The sequence below is a fragment of the Maritimibacter alkaliphilus HTCC2654 genome (assembly GCF_000152805.1).
In the GTDB taxonomy this organism is placed as follows: domain Bacteria; phylum Pseudomonadota; class Alphaproteobacteria; order Rhodobacterales; family Rhodobacteraceae; genus Maritimibacter; species Maritimibacter alkaliphilus.
In genome coordinates, this window is the sequence record NZ_CH902580.1 from 75,568 (window position 1) to 91,349 (window position 15,782).

Consider the following 15,782-nt stretch of genomic DNA (forward strand, 5'->3'; position numbering starts at 1 on the left):
TTAGCGCTGTGCGCAACTTGGATACCAGTATTGTGTGTATCAAGGTGTACTGCGCTCAGACGGGCTTTGGGAATCGGCCTGTACTTACTTTTATTACGCTTATTACACTTATTTCGGTTGTGTGCAACAGCAGTTTTCGCTATATGATCTTCAGCGAAGCCTGATGGAGGGAACCATGCCACAACCGGCCAACGTGACAGATCTGACCCAGAGACTGCCGACACATGACGAAGTTGCGAGTGCGGCTGAAGCGTCGCATGCGTTGGCTCAGGCCGTTGCTGAACATGGCTGCTTGCAGTTCAATGGTATGAATGGCGAGCAAGTACATCTTGCGCCGGCGATTGCCGATCTTATCGTCGATCTTCTTGGCCATATTGCTCAGGGCAATATGGTTACTTTGGTGCCTACTGGTGCGATGCTGACAACGCAGCAGGCCGCCGATATCTTAAACGTCTCTCGTCCATTCCTTAGCAAGCTACTGAAAGAGAACGAGATACCACACGTCCCCGTCGGGTCTCATCGACGGGTTATGTTTGAGGATTTGATGACCTACAAAGCAAAGAGAGATAGCACGCGCAAAAAGGCACTCGATGAACTGGCAGACCTCGGCCAGGAGTTTGACGCCAATTGAGTCACGTTGCCGACCGTTTCGTCGTACTTTTAGATGCAAACGTCCTTTATCCATTTCGCAAAAGAGATGTGCTCTTGCGTTTCTACGACGCAGGGCTTTTCCGTGCGCGTTGGACAGATCGAATCCTCGACGAATGGGCTGGAAACTTGCTCGGCGTACGTCCAGAGTTGAAACAAAGCATCGAAGCGCAGCAAGCGAAGATGATGGCAGTCTTCCCTGAAGCTTTGGTCGCTGATTTTGAACATCTTGAAGCTGGACTCGCTTTGCCTGATGAGGACGACAAGCACGTCCTTGCTGCGGCCATCCAATGTGGCGCGCAGCACATCATCACAGACAACACACGAGATTTCCCGTTGGCAGAGCTGGAACAGTTTGACATCGAAGCTATTGAGGCAGACGAATTCCTGGCAAGGACCTTCGATCTATATACGGCTGAGGCTATGAATGTGCTGCGAAATCTGAGATCTCACTACAGCAATCCTCCTTTCAGCCCTTCAGAATTCGTTTTGGATCTGACTGCGAAGGGTATGCCGAAGTTGGCAGCCCGTGTTCGAGACCGACGCGATTTCCTGTAGCCAAAGATCGAATTTCAAAGCCAAGATCCTATGAGCGGGAACGTCGATCATCCTCGAAGCACTCCTGGTCCGATGAGAGCTTTGGTCTGAGCCTATCGTCCACCGCGCCCCGCATTTGGTCATGGTCCTATCAGGCGGCGTGCGTCCGGGCTGTGGCTTCTCTTCATCCAAGTTCCGAACCGAAATGGCACGATCTGGAACTAAAGAAGAACATATTGGAGCGATAGGGCGCTTCGGCTAGAGTTGTCGCATGGACGATGCGCCCAACATTGTGGAATGCCGCGTTGAGCCTTTCGGCTCGTCATGCACTGTCGACCTGAAACGTATCGATGCTGCGCTGAATATGCGTCGATATTATCATATGAGCCTGCAACCGGACTTGTTCGGCGGCGTGGATGTGGTGCGTGAGTGGGGTCGGATTGGTCGTCGTGGTCAATCCTTGATCGAACGGCATCCGGACGAAGAGTCTGCGATGGCGGCAATGAGGGCTCGCGAAGCGGCTAAGCGCAAACGTGGATACGGATCGAGGACGTCGATCTAGGTCAATTCATCTGACCTTTCGAAGCCGTGGCCAAAGGGTGTGCAGCCCTTGCGTTCCAAGGACATAACTCTATCAACTTGCCCGGTATCGACCCGGAGGAGCCTCGCCGATGCGCATGCGCGACATATTCATCAAGCCGATGCATCCCGAGGGTCGGCGGTTCGTGGCGATCTTCGCGATCGTTACGGTGGGTCTGTTCCTGATCTCGGGGTTTCTTGGCTGGATCGGCGTCGGGCTGACCGTCTGGTGCTATTACTTCTTCCGCGACCCGGAGCGGGTCACGCCGCAGAGGCCGGGCGTCGTGGTCAGTCCGGCGGATGGGGTGGTCTCGCTGATCGAACCGGCCGTCCCGCCCGCCGAGCTGGGTATGCCGGACGTGGCGCTAACGCGTGTGAGCGTGTTCATGAGCGTGTTCAACTGTCACGTGAACCGGGTCCCGGTGACGGGTGAGATCGCTGCCATCGCCTACCGCCCCGGCAAGTTCTTCAACGCCTCGCTCGACAAGGCGAGCGTGGACAACGAGCGCAACAGCCTGCGCATCCGTATGACGGATGGGCGCGATCTTGCCGTCGTTCAGATCGCCGGACTGGTGGCGCGGCGCATCGTCTGTTTCGTGAAGGAGGGCGATACCCTGACCACCGGCGAACGGTTTGGTCTGATCCGTTTCGGGTCGCGGTTGGACGTTTACCTGCCAGAAGGGGTCGAGCCGATCGTCGCGCTGGGACAGACGATGATCGCGGGCGAATCCGTGATCGCGGAGCTGACGCGACCAACAGAAGGGTAGGGGACAGCACATGCCTGACACCCCGAACAAAGCGCCGACCGAGTTCGCGCTGATCCAGCTTCTTCCCAACATGCTGACCATCGTCGCGATCTGCGCGGGCCTGTCGGCGATCCGGGAGGGGTTTCGGGGCGACTACGCGACGGCGGTGCTTCTTATCCTTGCCGCCGCCGTGCTCGACGGCCTCGACGGTCGTATCGCGCGGCTCTTGGGCAGCGACAGCGCGATTGGGGCCGAGTTGGATTCGCTTGCGGATTTCCTGAACTTCGGTGTGGCCCCTGCACTGGTTCTTTACTTCTGGGTCTTGCAGGACCTGCCAAGCGTCACGTGGCTTGCCGTGCTCGCCTATGCGGTCTGCTGCGTGATGCGCCTTGCGCGGTTCAATGTCAGCGACAAAGCCAAAGAGCCGACTGCGGACCGCGCGTATTTTGTCGGTGTGCCAGCCCCGGCCGGTGCGTTCCTGGTCATGCTGCCGATGTTCGTATCCTTCGCGTTCGCGGACGTCCCTCTGGTGCCCGGCTACGTGATCGCGGTCTACATGGTCGGAGTGGGGCTCCTGATGATCAGCCGCATCCCGACCTGGTCCTTTAAGAAAACCAAGGTGTCGCGCCACAATGTGAAGTTCTTTCTCGTGGGGTTCGCCGTGCTCTCGGCTGCGCTGTTGATCGAGCCGTGGGTTTCGTTGGTCGTGATTTGCCTTGCCTACATCGGCATGGTCATCTGGGCCTTGCTGGATCGCAGGACACGCTGAAACGGACCGGGAGCGGGACATTGGACATCAAGGCCGTCAAGACATCCTACGCCCGTTGGGCGCCGGTCTATGATCGGACGTTCGGAGCCATCACCAACACCGGGCGGCGCCGGGCGGTGGCGTTCGTGAACGGTCTTTCGGGGCGGGTCCTTGAGGTCGGCGTCGGCACGGGGCTTGCATTGCCGCACTATCGTCCCGACCTCGAAGTGACCGGCATCGATTTCAGTGACGAGATGCTGGCCAAGGCCCGTGCGAAGGTGCGGGACATGGGCCTGAACCACGTGGTGGACCTGCGCCAAATGGACGCCCGGACGCTGGATTTTCCCGATGCAAGTTTCGATACGGTGGTCGCGATGCACGTGCTTTCGGTGGTGCCGGACCCCGAGAAGGTCATGTCCGAGATCGCGCGTGTGTGCAAACCCGGTGGGCACGTCGTCATCACCAACCACTTCAAGCGCGACGACGGCCTGCTGGCGATGGTCGAACGGGTCGCCGCGCCGCTGTCCAACGTCCTCGGCTGGCACTCGGATTTTGAGATCGAGACTGTTTTGCAGGAGGATGATCTGGCGGTCGAGGAGAAGCGGCCGTTGCCGCCCATGGGTATGATGACCTTCCTCGTTCTCCGGAAGTCGGCCTGACCGAGGAACTCGCGCGGTTCAGCCGCTTAGTGCGGCTTCGCTGACTTTCAGCGCCGGCTCCACTGCCACGTTATCGATGAGGCGCACCCCGTCGAACCAGGCGGCGAGCAGGAGGCGTGCTGCTCCGTTTGCGGCTGACAAAACGTGCGCGGTTGCCCCGGCCGGAGCCGGGGCAGGGGGTCATTCCTCGCGCCAGCCCTGTTCGATCCAGTCCGACACGCTGCCGGGCCAGGTGAGCGGTTCGCCATCAGCGCCGCGCAAGACGCCGCTGTCGAACAGGAAGCGGGCCATCGCCTCCAGCCGCTCCTCGTCAATCGAGCCCACCGGGGTCGTGCCATCGGTGAGGTAGCCGCCCTCGTCGATCACGCGCATCGAGCCGCGCACGAGGGCTTCGTTGGGAAAGTCGCCGTTCTCGATCAGGATTTCGGCGGCGTCTGCGGGGTTCTGGGCGGCCCACTCATAGCCCTTCCGCGTCGCTTCCATGAAGGCTTCGACCAGTTCCGGGTTCTCCGCGAGGGTTGCGGTTTGCGTGCCGATATAACCGCCCTGCGGCTCCGGCACGCCGTAGTCCTGGTAAAGGAAATACGACTGGTCGCGGCCCAGAAGCTCGCTGTTCACGCCCTCCCATGTCGCGACTTCGAGGGTGAAGTCCACCGCGCCCGACGCGAGCGCTTCATAGGCGCCGGTGCCCAGGGTCACGGTGTCGTAGTCGGGATTGCCGCCGTCATTCTCGATCATGGTCGAGATCAGCGCGTCCTCCCACGCGCTGCCGAAGCCCGCGTAGGTTTTTCCCTCCAGGTCTTTGGGGCTCGAAATGTCCGGGTGGTCGGAGTTGTAGACCAGACGGCCCGCTTCAAGCTGCATGGTGACCCAGAGCGCGGTAATCGGGGCGCCGCCCGCCTTGGCGCTCATAAAGCCGAGCGCGGTCATGTAGGCGAAATCCACCGCGCCTGCGGCAAGGAGCGCGGTCGAGGCGCTGTCGGAATAGGGGAGAATTTCCACGTCCAGCCCGGCCTCGTCAAAATACCCGTTCTCCTGCGCGACGACCAAGCCGATGTGGTTGGTGTTGAGCGTCCAGTCGAGTGCGATGCTGACCTCTTCGGCAAGGGCCGCTGGGGCTGCAAAGTAGGCGGCGAGGGTGAGTGCTGTGCGTTTCATGGGGTTTCCTCCAGTAGCATAGTTCTGAGCATCGAACGGATCTCGGCCAGCGCGGCCTCGGTCCGCGCAGCGCGCGGTGTGGGGATCGGAATGTCGGCGGTGATGCGACCGGGACCGCCCGCCATGACGAGAATGCGGTCGGTCAGTTGGGTGGCTTCATAAAGGTCGTGTGTGACCATCAGCACCGTGCGCGGCTGCGCCTCCAGCCGGGCGACGAGCCAGTTTTGCATCCTGAGCCGCGTCACCGCGTCTAGCGCCGAGAACGGCTCGTCCAGCAGGAGAACTGGCGTGTCCTGAACGATGGTGCGCAGGAAAGCCGCCCGCTGGCGCATGCCCCCCGACAGCTGGTCGGGGAAGCTGTCCTCGTGCCCCTCAAGCCCGAAGGCGGGGAACATGGCGCGCACCCGGTCGCGGGCGACGTGGGGGCGAGTGCCCCGGATCTCCAGCCCGAGGCTCGCGTTCTCGGTGGTGGTGAGCCAAGGGAACAGCGTGTCCTGTTGCGGCTGGTAGGAAATGTCAGGGCAGGGCAGAGTGATCGGCCTCCCCCCCAGCTGCGCGGTGCCGGTGACGTCGAGTTCCGGCGCCAGGACGCCCGAGAGCCATTTGACGACCGAGCTCTTCCCACAGCCCGAGGGGCCAATCAGGCAGGTGATCGCGTTGTGGGGCAGGGTGAGGGAGAGGCTCTTCACCAGCACCTCCCGCCCCACCCGGATCGTCAGGTTCTCCACCTCAAGCATGGGTGGCCCTCCGGAACCGACGGCCGGTGGCGCGTTCGACGATCAGGATCGCGGCGAGCAGGGTGAGCGTGAGCGTGGCCGAGATGACGACGGCGGCGAGGACGAGGTCGGCGCGGAAGTTGTTCTTGGCGGTCAGGATATAGATGCCCAGCCCCTGCCGCGAGCCGGCGTACTCGGCAAAGATCGTGGCGACGATGGCGTAAGTGGCCGAGATTCGCAGGCCAGAGAAGAACTGCACCCGGGCCGAGGGAAGGGTGGCGCGACGGAACACGGCCCACCGGGAGGCGCCCATCGAGACGAGCTGATCGCGAAAGGCACGCGGCTGGCTCGCGTAGCCCGCCATCAGGCTCACCACCATCGGGAAGAAGGTGACGAGGATCACGAGCAGCACCTTGGGCAGGAGGCCGAAGCCGAACCACAGGACCATGAGCGGAGCGAGGGCGACAATGGGGACCGTCTGGCTCGCCACGAGGAGCGGCATCATCCCCCGGCGCAGCCAGAGCACAAAATGGAGCGTGACCGACACCGCGAAGGCGAAGAGGATCGACAGGCTGAAGCCGACGCCGGCCACCCCGATGGTGGCGAGGGCGTGGCGCAAGATCTCACGCCGTTCGACCCAAAGGCCGTTCGCCACGTCGCTTGGGGCAGGCAGGATGAGGGCCGAGGCGTCGGTGAGGAGGACATAGCCCTCCCATCCCGCGAGGAAGAAGGTCGCCAGCACGAGGGCCGGGTAGATATATCGCAGATACAGCATTGTACTCTGGGCAGGGGCGGGGGCGGCCGGTGCAGGGCTCTCAGGCGAGGCTGGGGCTGTTAGCGGAAGCGGTGAGGTCGATGGTCACGTGACCCTCGGCCGGGCCGAAGCGCAGGAATGCCTGGCGCAGAGTCTCGAACACCGCGCCTGCGTCGCCCCGCAACCGGGTGCAGAAGTTCTTGGATTCCAGGAACGTACCGCTCGACTTGAGGAAATCGATGCAGCCGTAGATCTCGTCCATGTGGTTGCCGCTGCCCATGACGTAAAGCGAGAACTGCACGTCGATGCCCACGCCCGTGACCACGGCGTTCTCGACCGCCTGGGCGGCAAGCGCCTGACGCTCGGCCAGGGTTTCGTCCTGTGCACGCTCAAGCACTTCGCAGCGGCAGGAGGGATCGTCCGGCTCGCCGGGACAGCCGCGCGAGAGCGTGACATGCATGGTGACATGCTCTGGCCGCTTCGCCGAGGCGGCGAACAGGTCGCGGATCGCGTCGAGCAGCGGCTCCGGCGCGCCGACCATGAGGGTCGACATGTCGTCGGTCTCGATCCTCAGGTCGTCCTTGTAGGGGGTGAGGGCGTCGAGCCCGGCGGTGATGACCTCCACGAATTGAGACGTCATCGGATACAGTGACACTTGCGCGCCTATGAACATGCTAGCACCTCGCTCCGCTGGTATTATCCAGATCAGCTGTGAAAGGGTTCGCGCCGGATCGCGCATCTCAGCCCCGAGAAGGAGCACCCCTGGTTATGTGAGGGCACCGTCATGCTTGCGGTCTGGATTGTCAACAGGCGCTGGCGACCTGGAAATCGTGGTTGTGGGCCTGACCTTCGCTGCGGAACGTGGCACAAGGTGGGCGAACAAGACGAAGGATCGCGGTTATGACCCGAACGGACAGTGCAGATGCCGCCCCTATGCTGACGTTCCCGTTTGAGACGATGCCGGACTTCGGCGAAATGATCGAGATTGCCGATGGCATTCTGTGGACCTGCATTCCGTTGCCCTATCGCCTGGACCACGTGAACATCTACTTCCTGCGCGACGGCGACGGTTGGGCGGTCATCGACACGGCCATACGCACGGAAGAGGCAATCGGGATCTGGGAGGCGATCTTCGCCGGTCCGATGCGCGGCGCGCGGATCACACGGGTCATCGTGACTCATGCGCACCCGGATCATATTGGGCTCGCGGGCTGGATGTGCGCGCGGTTCGATGCGCCGTTGCTCACCAGTTTTTCGACCTACATGGGGTGTCAGGTGATTTCGCAGGGGCGCAGCGAGACCGCCACGCGCCATTCGTTCGATTTCTATCGCAGCCACGGGATGAGCGAGGAACTGGCGAGCCTCGTCGCCATTCGCGGGAACGAATATCTGAACCGCGTGACGCCCCTACCGCTCGAGTTCCTTCGCCTCGTGATGGCGGATGTGATCGAGATTGGGACTCGCAGTTTCCGGGTCATGACCGGCGAGGGTCACGCGCAGGAGCAGGTGATGCTGTATTGCGAGGAGGAAAAGCTGCTGTTCTCGGCCGATCAGGTGATCGAGCGGATTTCCCCGAACATCAGTGTGTTCGAGGGAGATCCACATGGCGATCCGCTGGGTCATTTCTTGCGATCCCTGCGGTTGATGCGGTCCGAGCTTCCGGATGACGTGCTGGTGCTGTCTGGCCACCGGCGGCCGTTCTACGGGCTGCATGCGCGTTGCGCTGAGCTCGAAGTTCATCATGAGGAGCGGTGCGATCTGATCCGGGACGCCTGTGCAACCGCACCGCGTTCGGTCGCGGACCTTGTGCCGGTTCTGTTTCCCCGCACGCTCGACCCACATCAGATGAGTTTCGCCTTCACCGAAACGCTGGCCCACGTGAACCGCCTCGTCCGGCGCGCAGAGATCGAAACCCGCGAAAGCGAGGAGCGGATCGTGCACGTTCCCGCGGGATGAAACGGCCAGTCGCCGGACCTGAAGGTGGCCGGGCACGGCTATCGTATGTCACTGGCCAATCAAGTGGAATGCGTTGGGAAATATACTCGGCTGCGGATTCAGCGGCCAGTAGAGAGGGCGTTTTCACGACGGCGATCTGATCGGGACCGGACGGTGCAGATGGCGGCGCGAAGCAACCGACCGTGCTAGGTTCAAACCTGCCCTTAAACCTCGTGCTCTCTAATTGTCCCGAGATTCTCATCTATGCGCAGGGCGACATTCGGTCCTGGCACGATCTTGCGAGGCTCGCCGACATCGTGCGACCGATGATGGGGATCACCGTGGAGTTGTGGGGGGCCGTTATGAATATCATGGGCGCGATTGAAGCCTCAGTTGTCATCGCCGCGATGCTGGAACGGGTCACTGAGATCAAGAACCCAGGGGCTTATCCCAGGACCCTCACAATGCGGTCGAAGGAGGGCCTTTTCTCGAGCAGCCCGATGGTCATGGCATTTGGGCGAAGGTCCGCAGCGTGGGGGTTCACAGCTGTGAACTCCAAACAGACAGCAGGGCAGGCGGGCGTTGCGGGGGCAGGAGTGAGGCGGGGTGAGGTATAGAATTGACATCTATGCCTCAAAAATGGTTATTTGATGAGTTATAGGCGAGGACGCTATCACTCATGGCTTGGAACTGGCAGATACCCGGTTGGCCGGACTTCCGGTATGATCCGGAGGCATTAGCACCGCTCGAACAACGCTTTCTGCTGTCTTCGGGCGAAGTGCTGGGCGCCGTGCATCATGTGACCCCGTCCGAGCGCGATCAGCTTCGCATCGATCTCCTGAGCGACGAGGCGATGAAGACCAGCGCCATCGAGGGCGAGATGCTGGATCGGCGCAGCGTGCAATCCTCGCTCCGCCGCCACCTTGGACTGGAACCGGGCAGCTATCCGGGCAAACCGCGTGAGCAGGGTGTGGCCGAGATGATGGTCGACGTCTATTCGACGTTTCCGGAGGCGCTTAATCACGAGACGCTTTTTCGGTGGCATGAGATGCTGCTGGCTTTCGACAAGCGGCTCGAGGTCATTGGATCATACCGGCAGCACGCGGAGGCCATGCAGATCGTCTCAGGCCGGCCCGATCGCCCGGTCGTGCATTTCGAGGCCCTGCCATCCGAGCAAGTTCCGGCGGAAATGGACAGGTATGTCGACTGGTTCAATCGGACCGGGCCGGATGCCGACGCCCCGTTGCCGGCGTTGACGCGGGCTGGGCTCAGCCATCTGTACTTCGAGAGCATTCACCCGTTCGAGGACGGGAACGGGCGATTGGGTCGTGCCCTTGCCGAAAAGTCTTTGGCGCAGAACATCGGGCAGCCGAGCCTCATCGCGCTTGCCTTCACCATCGAGCGACAGCGGAAGGCGTATTACGATCAGCTTGAACGCCACCAGCGGACACTGGACGTCACGCCTTGGCTGGTCTGGTTCGCCGAGGCCGTTCTGGCCGCGCAGCAGGTCACTTTGGACCGCGTGGGCTTTTTCATCGCGAAGGCGCATTTCTATGACCGGCACCGCGACAGGCTGAACGAACGGCAGACGAAGGCGATCGAGCGGATGTTTCGCGAAGGGCCGGGTGGATTCGAGGGCGGTTTGAGCGCGGAGAACTATCTTTCGATCACTAGAACCTCGCGTGCGACGGCGACGAGGGATCTGCAAAGTCTGGTCGAGATCGGCGCCCTCACGCGCACGGGCGAACGGCGATACACGCGATACTGGCTGAACTTGGACCGGCCGCAAAGGCAGGCTTGAATTCTGAATATAGATAAAACCAATGGGTCCAAGTGCGAGGATGCTGCGATCCAGTGAGGCTCAAGCGCAGTAGAGACCGAACATGAACAATGAAGAAAACGGGCCCTTGGACAATACAGCCAAGTTGCGTCAGGTCGGGGGCACGGGCGGCGGGCTGACGTTTCGACGGCTTCAGATCTTCTGGGCGGTCGCGAACGCGTCGAGCCTGACTCGGGCGAGCAAGCAGATCGGGCTGGCGCAGCCGACGGTGTCACAGCAGATCGCCTCGCTCGAGGACATCGTCGGGATGCCGCTTTTCGAGCGCCGGTCCAATTCTCTCGAGCTGACCGAAGCCGGGCGGCAGTTGATGCGCCATGTGCAGAAAGTTCTCGAGAGTATGCAGTCGCTGGAGGACGGGCTGGGTGCCATCGGGGATGGGTCGCGCCGGACGCTGCGCCTTGCGGGTCTGAATTCGATTCTGAGGGTGCTGGTGCCGACCGCCATGGAAGCCCTGCACAAGAAATTCTCGGAAATCGATTATGACATCCACGAAAGCGCGCCCGCGGAAGTTATCGAGATGCTCTATGCGCGGCGGATCAACCTTGGCCTGATCTCGTCGAATTCCATCGCGCCGGCCAGTGCCGGGTTCGAGCAGATTCACATTTGCACCGACCCCTACGTTCTGGCCGTGCCCAGCGACCTCGACCTGTCGGGTGTGACCGACCCGTCGCGCGATCTGTCCGCGAAGGATCAGGACGTCCTGTTTCGGTCGATCCAGTTCGCCTTCGGCACGCAGCACAGCAGGCGGGTGCAGGCTTGGTATGACGGGCTGATGCCGGGAAACCGGCCCTTCGCACAGGCGCGGAGCTTCGAGGTGGCCATCGGCATGGTGCGGGCCGGGCTGGGCATCTGTCTGGCGCCGGCGATGTCCTGTGTGGTGGGCGATCGCGTGATCGACGGTGTCCGGCTCTACCGAGTCGATTTCCCGGCACGTGACGTGGTCGCGCTGCTGCCGAAACAGTATCTGCGGCAGGAGCTTTATTCCTGCCTGATCGACGAGCTCGGGGCGGCGGGGCGCACCTATGCGCCGCCGCCCGCCAGCGAAACGCCGCCCTTTCTGCTCAAGCCCACGCCCGAGTTCGACCCGGCGTCGTAGCCGCGTCCATACGCGCACGAATGGCTCTATGGATGCCATAGATTGCCGGATCGGGGGGTCCATTTCTAGGCTCGCAAGGCAGCAATTCCGCTGTTCAAAAGCTAGAAAGGGAGGTCCACATGGCTTGGGATGCACCGAAAGTTCGCGAGATTCCGGTCGGCATGGAAATCAACATGTACGCCTGCGCGAAGCAGAAGTAATCGATGACCCCTCCATCCGAATTCGCGCCCGCCGAGCAGGGTTCACTAAGCCTGATCGTGCTTGGTGGCGCGGCGGGTGGAGGGGTTCCGCAGTGGAACTGCAACTGCGCGTCGTGTCAGGCCGCGCGGCGCGATCCGTCGCTGGCGGACGGGCAGGCATCGCTTGCCTTCAGTGCCGATGGCGAGAACTGGTTTCTCGTGAATGCGTCGCCTGACCTGCGCCAGCAGATCAATGACATACCCGAACTGCATCCGCGCAGTGGAAAGCTTCGCGACAGCCCGATCGCGGGTGTCCTGCTCGCCAATGGCGAGGTCGATGCCCTCGTGGGGCTTTTGTCATTGCGGGAGGGGTCGCCGTTCGGGATCTGGGCGCATGACCGGGTCTTGAGCGTTCTGGAGCAGAACAGCATTTTCAACGTTCTGGACCGTGAGACCGTCCCCCGCCGCGCAATCGACATCGGAACGCCGTTCGAGCTTGTGCTGCAAGACGGGACACCGACCGGGATGACCGTCGAGGCGTTCGAGGTGCCGGGCAAATCCGCCTGGTATCTGGAAAAGACGAGCCACGGGCATCAGCGTGACGTTCCGGGCGATACGCTGGGGCTGGAGATCACCGGGCCGGATGGGCGGAAGGTGTTCGTCATCACCGCCTGCGCCGGGTTGGATCAGTCCTTGGCGGATCGTCTGCGCGGGGCCGAGGTCGTGTTCTTCGACGGCACACTGTGGCGCGACGACGAACTGCTCGTCACCGGGCTTGGCCAGAAAACGGGTCAGCGCATGGGCCATATGTCGATGTCCGGCCCGGACGGGGTGGTCGAGGCGTTTCGCGATCTCGGCGTCAAGCGCCGGTTCTTCATCCACGTCAACAACTCGAACCCTGCCAACCTGCCGGGTTCGCCCGAACGCAGCAGCGTCGAAGAGGCGGGCTGGATCGTCGCCAGACAGGGCCAGAAGGTCACGCTATGAGCCTTGATTTCAGAGAGTTTCCACAGATCCCCGACACGCCGCTCGACAGTGCGGAGGCGATGGAAGAGCGGCTTCGCCTGATCGGGGAAACCCGCTATCACAACCTGCACCCGTTCCACGACATGCTGCATGGCGGTCGGCTGACCAAGGGTCAGGTGCAGGCGTGGGCCATCAACCGGTATTACTACCAAAGCTCGATCCCGCTGAAGGATGCGATCATCGTGTCGCGGTTCACCGACCGCCTGATCCGGGTGGAGTGGCGGCATCGCATCGAAGACCACGACGGCGCGCCGGAGAGCGAGGGCGGTATCGAACGCTGGTTGCAGCTGACGGACGGGCTGGGCATTTCGCGCGATTACGTGGAATCGACGCAAGGCATCTTGCCCGCGACGCGGTTCGCGGTGGATGCCTATGTTCATTTCGTGCGGGACCGGAGCCCGCTGGAGGCGATCGCATCGTCGCTGACCGAACTGTTCGCGCCGCAGCTTCACGAACAGCGGATTTCGGGGATGCTGGAGCACTATGATTTCATCCGTCCCGAGATCATGACCTATTTCAAGCGCCGTCTGTCGCAGGCGCCGCGCGATGCGGCCTTTGCGCTCGACTACGTAAAGCGGAACGCCAGAACCCCGGAGGAGCGGGCGCTGGTCTGCGATGCCCTGTTGTTCAAGACACAGGTTCTGTGGGTGCAATTGGACGCGCTTTACCATGCCTATGTGTCGGGCTTCCCGCCGCCCGGCGCGTTCAGGCCGCAGGTCGAGGCATGACGATGACGGTGGCGTCCGAGCGCAAGCCGTTGGTCGTTCGCCCGGAAACGGTCGTGGCGCTGCCCCGGCATGTGCAGTTGAAGTTCGACAAGCTGCGCGAGATGTGGCTGCTGCTGGCGCCCGAGCGCATCCTGACCCCCGACGACATCGCCGTGCGCGTCCTGCAACTGTGCGACGGGACACGCAGCGTGCATCAGGTCTGCGAGGCGCTTGCCGAGATCTATGCCGCCCCCATCGACCGGATCGAGGCGGACGTCATCGTCATGGTGCAGGATCTTGCCACGCAGGGTTACCTTCAATCCGTTGAAACAGGGGCATGATGGATACCAGCTTTCACGAACCAGACAGCAAACTGGCGCCCGGCGTCGGCACGACCCATGGGTTGCCCGTCGCGGTGTTGCTGGAAGTCACGCATCGTTGCCCTCTGCAATGCCCGTATTGCTCCAATCCCCTGAACCTCGAGCGTCCGGCGGCCGAGCTTGCGACCGAAGACTGGGTCCGGGTTCTGCACGAGCTGGCGGACCTGGGCGTGTTGCAGGTGCATTTCTCGGGCGGTGAACCGATGGCGCGTCGCGACATCGTCGAACTGGTCGCGGCCGCCACCGACGCGGGGCTTTATTCGAACCTCATCACCTCCGGCGTGAATCTGTCGCGCGAGCGGCTTGCCGCGCTGGCCGAGGCCGGGTTGAGCCATGTCCAGATCAGTTTTCAGGGCAGCGAGAGCGAAACCGCCGATAGGGTAGGGGGGTATCGGAACGGTCACGCCAAGAAGCTGGAGGCGGCGCGCCTGACGCGCGAGGCGGGCTTTCCGTTGACGGTGAACGCCGTGATGCACCGTCAGAACCTGCATCAACTGCCCGAGATGATCGATATGGCCGTCGAACTGGGCGCGCAACGGATCGAGGTCGCAAACGTCCAGTATTACGGTTGGGCGCTTCGCAACCGTGCCGCGCTGATGCCCACCATGGAGCAGATCGAGACCTGCAACCGCATCGTGGCCGAGGCCGAAGAGCGTCTGCGCGGCATCCTGATGATCGACTACGTGGTGCCGGACTATTACGCGGTCCGGCCCAAGACCTGCATGGGGGGCTGGGGGCGTCAGTTCTTCAACATTTCGCCCGCCGGAAAAGTGCTGCCCTGTCATGCCGCCGAAACGATCACCGGGCTGGACTTCGACAGTGTGCGGGATCACTCGCTGGCGTGGATCTGGGATCACTCGCCCGCGCTCAACCGGTATCGCGGCACCGACTGGATGGCCGAACCCTGCAAAAGCTGCGAGCATCGCGAAGAGGACTTCGGCGGGTGCCGGTGTCAGGCGTTCGCCCTTGCCGGCGATGCCGGGGCGACCGATCCGGCCTGTTCCTTCTCGCCGCTCCATGACGAGATCTTCCGCGTTGCCGAAACCGAGGCCGCGGCGGACGATATGTCGTTCGCGTATCGGAATTACCTGACCCCCGTGCCCGGCGAATAGCGTCGGGCATGAAGGAGCTGACCCGAGATAACCTCGCTGTCGGTGACGGGCACGAGATCCACGTTCGCAGCTATGGCAATCCGGGCGGTATCCCGGCGCTGTTTCTGCACGGCGGGCCGGGGTCGGGGGTGCAGGAAAGCCAGCTCGGCATCTTCGACCCGAGCCGTTTTCACGTCATCGCCTTCGATCAGCGCGGGGCGGGGCTGAGCCGGTTCGACGACAGGTTTCACGCCAATACGACACCGCATCTCGTGGCGGACATCGAACGCATCCGAGAGAGGTTCGGGATCGAACGCTGGATGGTGGTCGGCGGGTCGTGGGGCGCGACGCTTGCGCTCGCCTATGCGACGGCGCACGCGGACCGGATCGGCGCGATGGTGCTTCGAGCCGTCTTCCTCGGCACGCGCCACGAGCTTGAACGGGCGTTCCTGTCCAGCCTTCCGCGGTTCTATCCGCAGCTCTATGCCGACTTCGTCGGTCTGTTGCCCGAAGATGATCGCTCGCGCGTTCTGGATGCCTATTGGGATCGCATCCTCGACGCGGACCCGGCGGTTCACCGGCCGTTTTCGATCGCGTGGCACGACACCGAACGGGTTCTGTCGGTCCTGTCGCCGGACGTGCCCTGCCTGTCGGAAGACCTGTCGGCGCGGGGCGACAGGCCGTTGCCGCGCACCCCGTTTATGGAGGCGCATTACTTCCACAACGACTGTTTCCTGGACGCGCCGCTCATCGAACAGGTTCACAGGCTGAACGGGCTTCCCGGTATCCTGATTCAGGGCCGTTACGATCTCTTGTGCCCGCCCGAGACCTCGTATGCCCTTGCCTCCAGATGGACGGGTTCGAGCGTTCGGGTCGTGTCCCCCGCAGGGCATTCGATGGAGGACCAGAGCATTCGGTCCGCGCTTACGGCTGCCATCACCGAGATGGCGAGGCTCATGAACGGGCGTCTGTAAGGGGGCGGG

At 62.4% G+C, this 15,782-nt stretch carries 20 protein-coding genes and 1 riboswitch; of the genes, 16 read left to right on the forward strand and 4 right to left on the reverse strand.

The genetic code is table 11. The annotated features are described in order from the left end of the window. Positions 1–34: 34 nt before the first annotated feature. From RB2654_RS23530 to RB2654_RS21570, 6 genes are all read left to right on the forward strand, one after another. Complete coding sequence (locus tag RB2654_RS23530) at positions 35–631, forward strand: helix-turn-helix domain-containing protein (RefSeq protein WP_246146616.1); 597 nt, start codon at positions 35–37, stop codon at positions 629–631. Beyond that, positions 628–1,206 carry a PIN domain-containing protein gene (locus RB2654_RS21555; protein WP_008335796.1) on the forward strand — a complete coding sequence of 193 codons (579 nt, stop codon included), beginning with the start codon at positions 628–630 and terminating at the stop codon, positions 1,204–1,206. The genes RB2654_RS23530 and RB2654_RS21555 overlap by 4 nt, the downstream gene beginning before the upstream one ends. A 250-nt stretch (positions 1,207–1,456) precedes the next feature. Then, entirely contained in the window at positions 1,457–1,747 is a 291-nt protein-coding gene (locus RB2654_RS23130) for a WGR domain-containing protein (protein ID WP_083783495.1), read from the forward strand. Between the two features lie 109 nt (positions 1,748–1,856). Then, entirely contained in the window at positions 1,857–2,531 is a 675-nt protein-coding gene (locus RB2654_RS21560; protein ID WP_008335794.1) for a phosphatidylserine decarboxylase, read from the forward strand. A 10-nt stretch (positions 2,532–2,541) separates the two neighbouring features. Further along, on the forward strand, positions 2,542–3,279 hold the full coding sequence (gene pssA / locus RB2654_RS21565; protein WP_008335793.1) for a CDP-diacylglycerol--serine O-phosphatidyltransferase: 738 nt from the start codon (positions 2,542–2,544) through the stop codon (positions 3,277–3,279). A 20-nt stretch (positions 3,280–3,299) separates the two neighbouring features. Further along, the gene (locus RB2654_RS21570; protein ID WP_008335792.1) at positions 3,300–3,917 is read left to right on the forward strand and encodes a class I SAM-dependent methyltransferase; all 618 of its coding nucleotides are present in this window, start codon (positions 3,300–3,302) and stop codon (positions 3,915–3,917) included. A 180-nt stretch (positions 3,918–4,097) separates the two neighbouring features. Here RB2654_RS21570 and RB2654_RS21575 read toward each other — a convergent pair whose 3' ends face one another. The 4 genes from RB2654_RS21575 to RB2654_RS21590 all read right to left on the reverse strand — a co-directional run bounded on the left by RB2654_RS21575 (position 4,098) and on the right by RB2654_RS21590 (position 7,218). Beyond that, entirely contained in the window at positions 4,098–5,075 is a 978-nt protein-coding gene (locus tag RB2654_RS21575) for an ABC transporter substrate-binding protein (RefSeq protein WP_008335791.1), read from the reverse strand. Continuing rightward, positions 5,072–5,812, reverse strand: coding sequence for an ABC transporter ATP-binding protein (locus RB2654_RS21580; protein WP_008335790.1), 741 nt, complete (start codon positions 5,810–5,812; stop codon positions 5,072–5,074). Before RB2654_RS21580 ends, RB2654_RS21575 begins: the two co-directional genes overlap by 4 nt. After that, positions 5,805–6,566, reverse strand: coding sequence for an ABC transporter permease (locus RB2654_RS21585; protein WP_008335786.1), 762 nt, complete (start codon positions 6,564–6,566; stop codon positions 5,805–5,807). Before RB2654_RS21585 ends, RB2654_RS21580 begins: the two co-directional genes overlap by 8 nt. 40 nt (positions 6,567–6,606) lie before the next feature. Further along, complete coding sequence (locus RB2654_RS21590) at positions 6,607–7,218, reverse strand: YkoF family thiamine/hydroxymethylpyrimidine-binding protein (protein ID WP_008335784.1); 612 nt, start codon at positions 7,216–7,218, stop codon at positions 6,607–6,609. Further along, positions 7,211–7,319, reverse strand: a riboswitch (TPP riboswitch). (Overlaps the previous gene by 8 nt.) Before the next feature lie 126 nt (positions 7,320–7,445). On the opposite strand from RB2654_RS21590, the gene RB2654_RS21595 reads away from it, so the two are divergent. From RB2654_RS21595 to RB2654_RS21640, 10 genes are all read left to right on the forward strand, one after another. Beyond that, on the forward strand, positions 7,446–8,501 hold the full coding sequence (locus RB2654_RS21595) for an MBL fold metallo-hydrolase (RefSeq protein WP_040885941.1): 1,056 nt from the start codon (positions 7,446–7,448) through the stop codon (positions 8,499–8,501). 212 nt (positions 8,502–8,713) lie between these two features. After that, positions 8,714–9,097: a replication initiation protein RepC gene (gene repC, locus RB2654_RS24110; RefSeq protein WP_040885942.1), complete on the forward strand. Its 384-nt coding sequence runs from the start codon at positions 8,714–8,716 to the stop codon at positions 9,095–9,097. Positions 9,098–9,159: 62 nt separating this feature from the next. Then, positions 9,160–10,281, forward strand: coding sequence for a Fic family protein (locus RB2654_RS21605; protein WP_008335773.1), 1,122 nt, complete (start codon positions 9,160–9,162; stop codon positions 10,279–10,281). A 106-nt stretch (positions 10,282–10,387) separates the two neighbouring features. Further along, positions 10,388–11,416, forward strand: a complete 1,029-nt coding sequence (locus tag RB2654_RS21610) for a LysR family transcriptional regulator (protein ID WP_161600719.1) — start codon at positions 10,388–10,390, stop codon at positions 11,414–11,416. Between the two features lie 119 nt (positions 11,417–11,535). Continuing rightward, entirely contained in the window at positions 11,536–11,616 is an 81-nt protein-coding gene (pqqA, locus tag RB2654_RS21615) for a pyrroloquinoline quinone precursor peptide PqqA (protein WP_008335771.1), read from the forward strand. Between the two features lie 3 nt (positions 11,617–11,619). Continuing rightward, entirely contained in the window at positions 11,620–12,582 is a 963-nt protein-coding gene (gene pqqB / locus RB2654_RS21620; RefSeq protein ID WP_008335770.1) for a pyrroloquinoline quinone biosynthesis protein PqqB, read from the forward strand. Beyond that, the gene (pqqC, locus tag RB2654_RS21625; RefSeq protein ID WP_040885943.1) at positions 12,579–13,349 is read left to right on the forward strand and encodes a pyrroloquinoline-quinone synthase PqqC; all 771 of its coding nucleotides are present in this window, start codon (positions 12,579–12,581) and stop codon (positions 13,347–13,349) included. The genes pqqB and pqqC overlap by 4 nt, the downstream gene beginning before the upstream one ends. Beyond that, positions 13,346–13,669, forward strand: coding sequence for a pyrroloquinoline quinone biosynthesis peptide chaperone PqqD (gene pqqD, locus RB2654_RS21630; protein ID WP_008335768.1), 324 nt, complete (start codon positions 13,346–13,348; stop codon positions 13,667–13,669). The genes pqqC and pqqD overlap by 4 nt, the downstream gene beginning before the upstream one ends. Beyond that, on the forward strand, positions 13,666–14,820 hold the full coding sequence (gene pqqE / locus RB2654_RS21635) for a pyrroloquinoline quinone biosynthesis protein PqqE (protein WP_148912641.1): 1,155 nt from the start codon (positions 13,666–13,668) through the stop codon (positions 14,818–14,820). Before pqqD ends, pqqE begins: the two co-directional genes overlap by 4 nt. An 8-nt stretch (positions 14,821–14,828) precedes the next feature. Then, the gene (locus tag RB2654_RS21640) at positions 14,829–15,773 is read left to right on the forward strand and encodes an alpha/beta fold hydrolase (RefSeq protein WP_008335762.1); all 945 of its coding nucleotides are present in this window, start codon (positions 14,829–14,831) and stop codon (positions 15,771–15,773) included. The last annotated feature ends 9 nt before the right edge of the window (positions 15,774–15,782 follow it).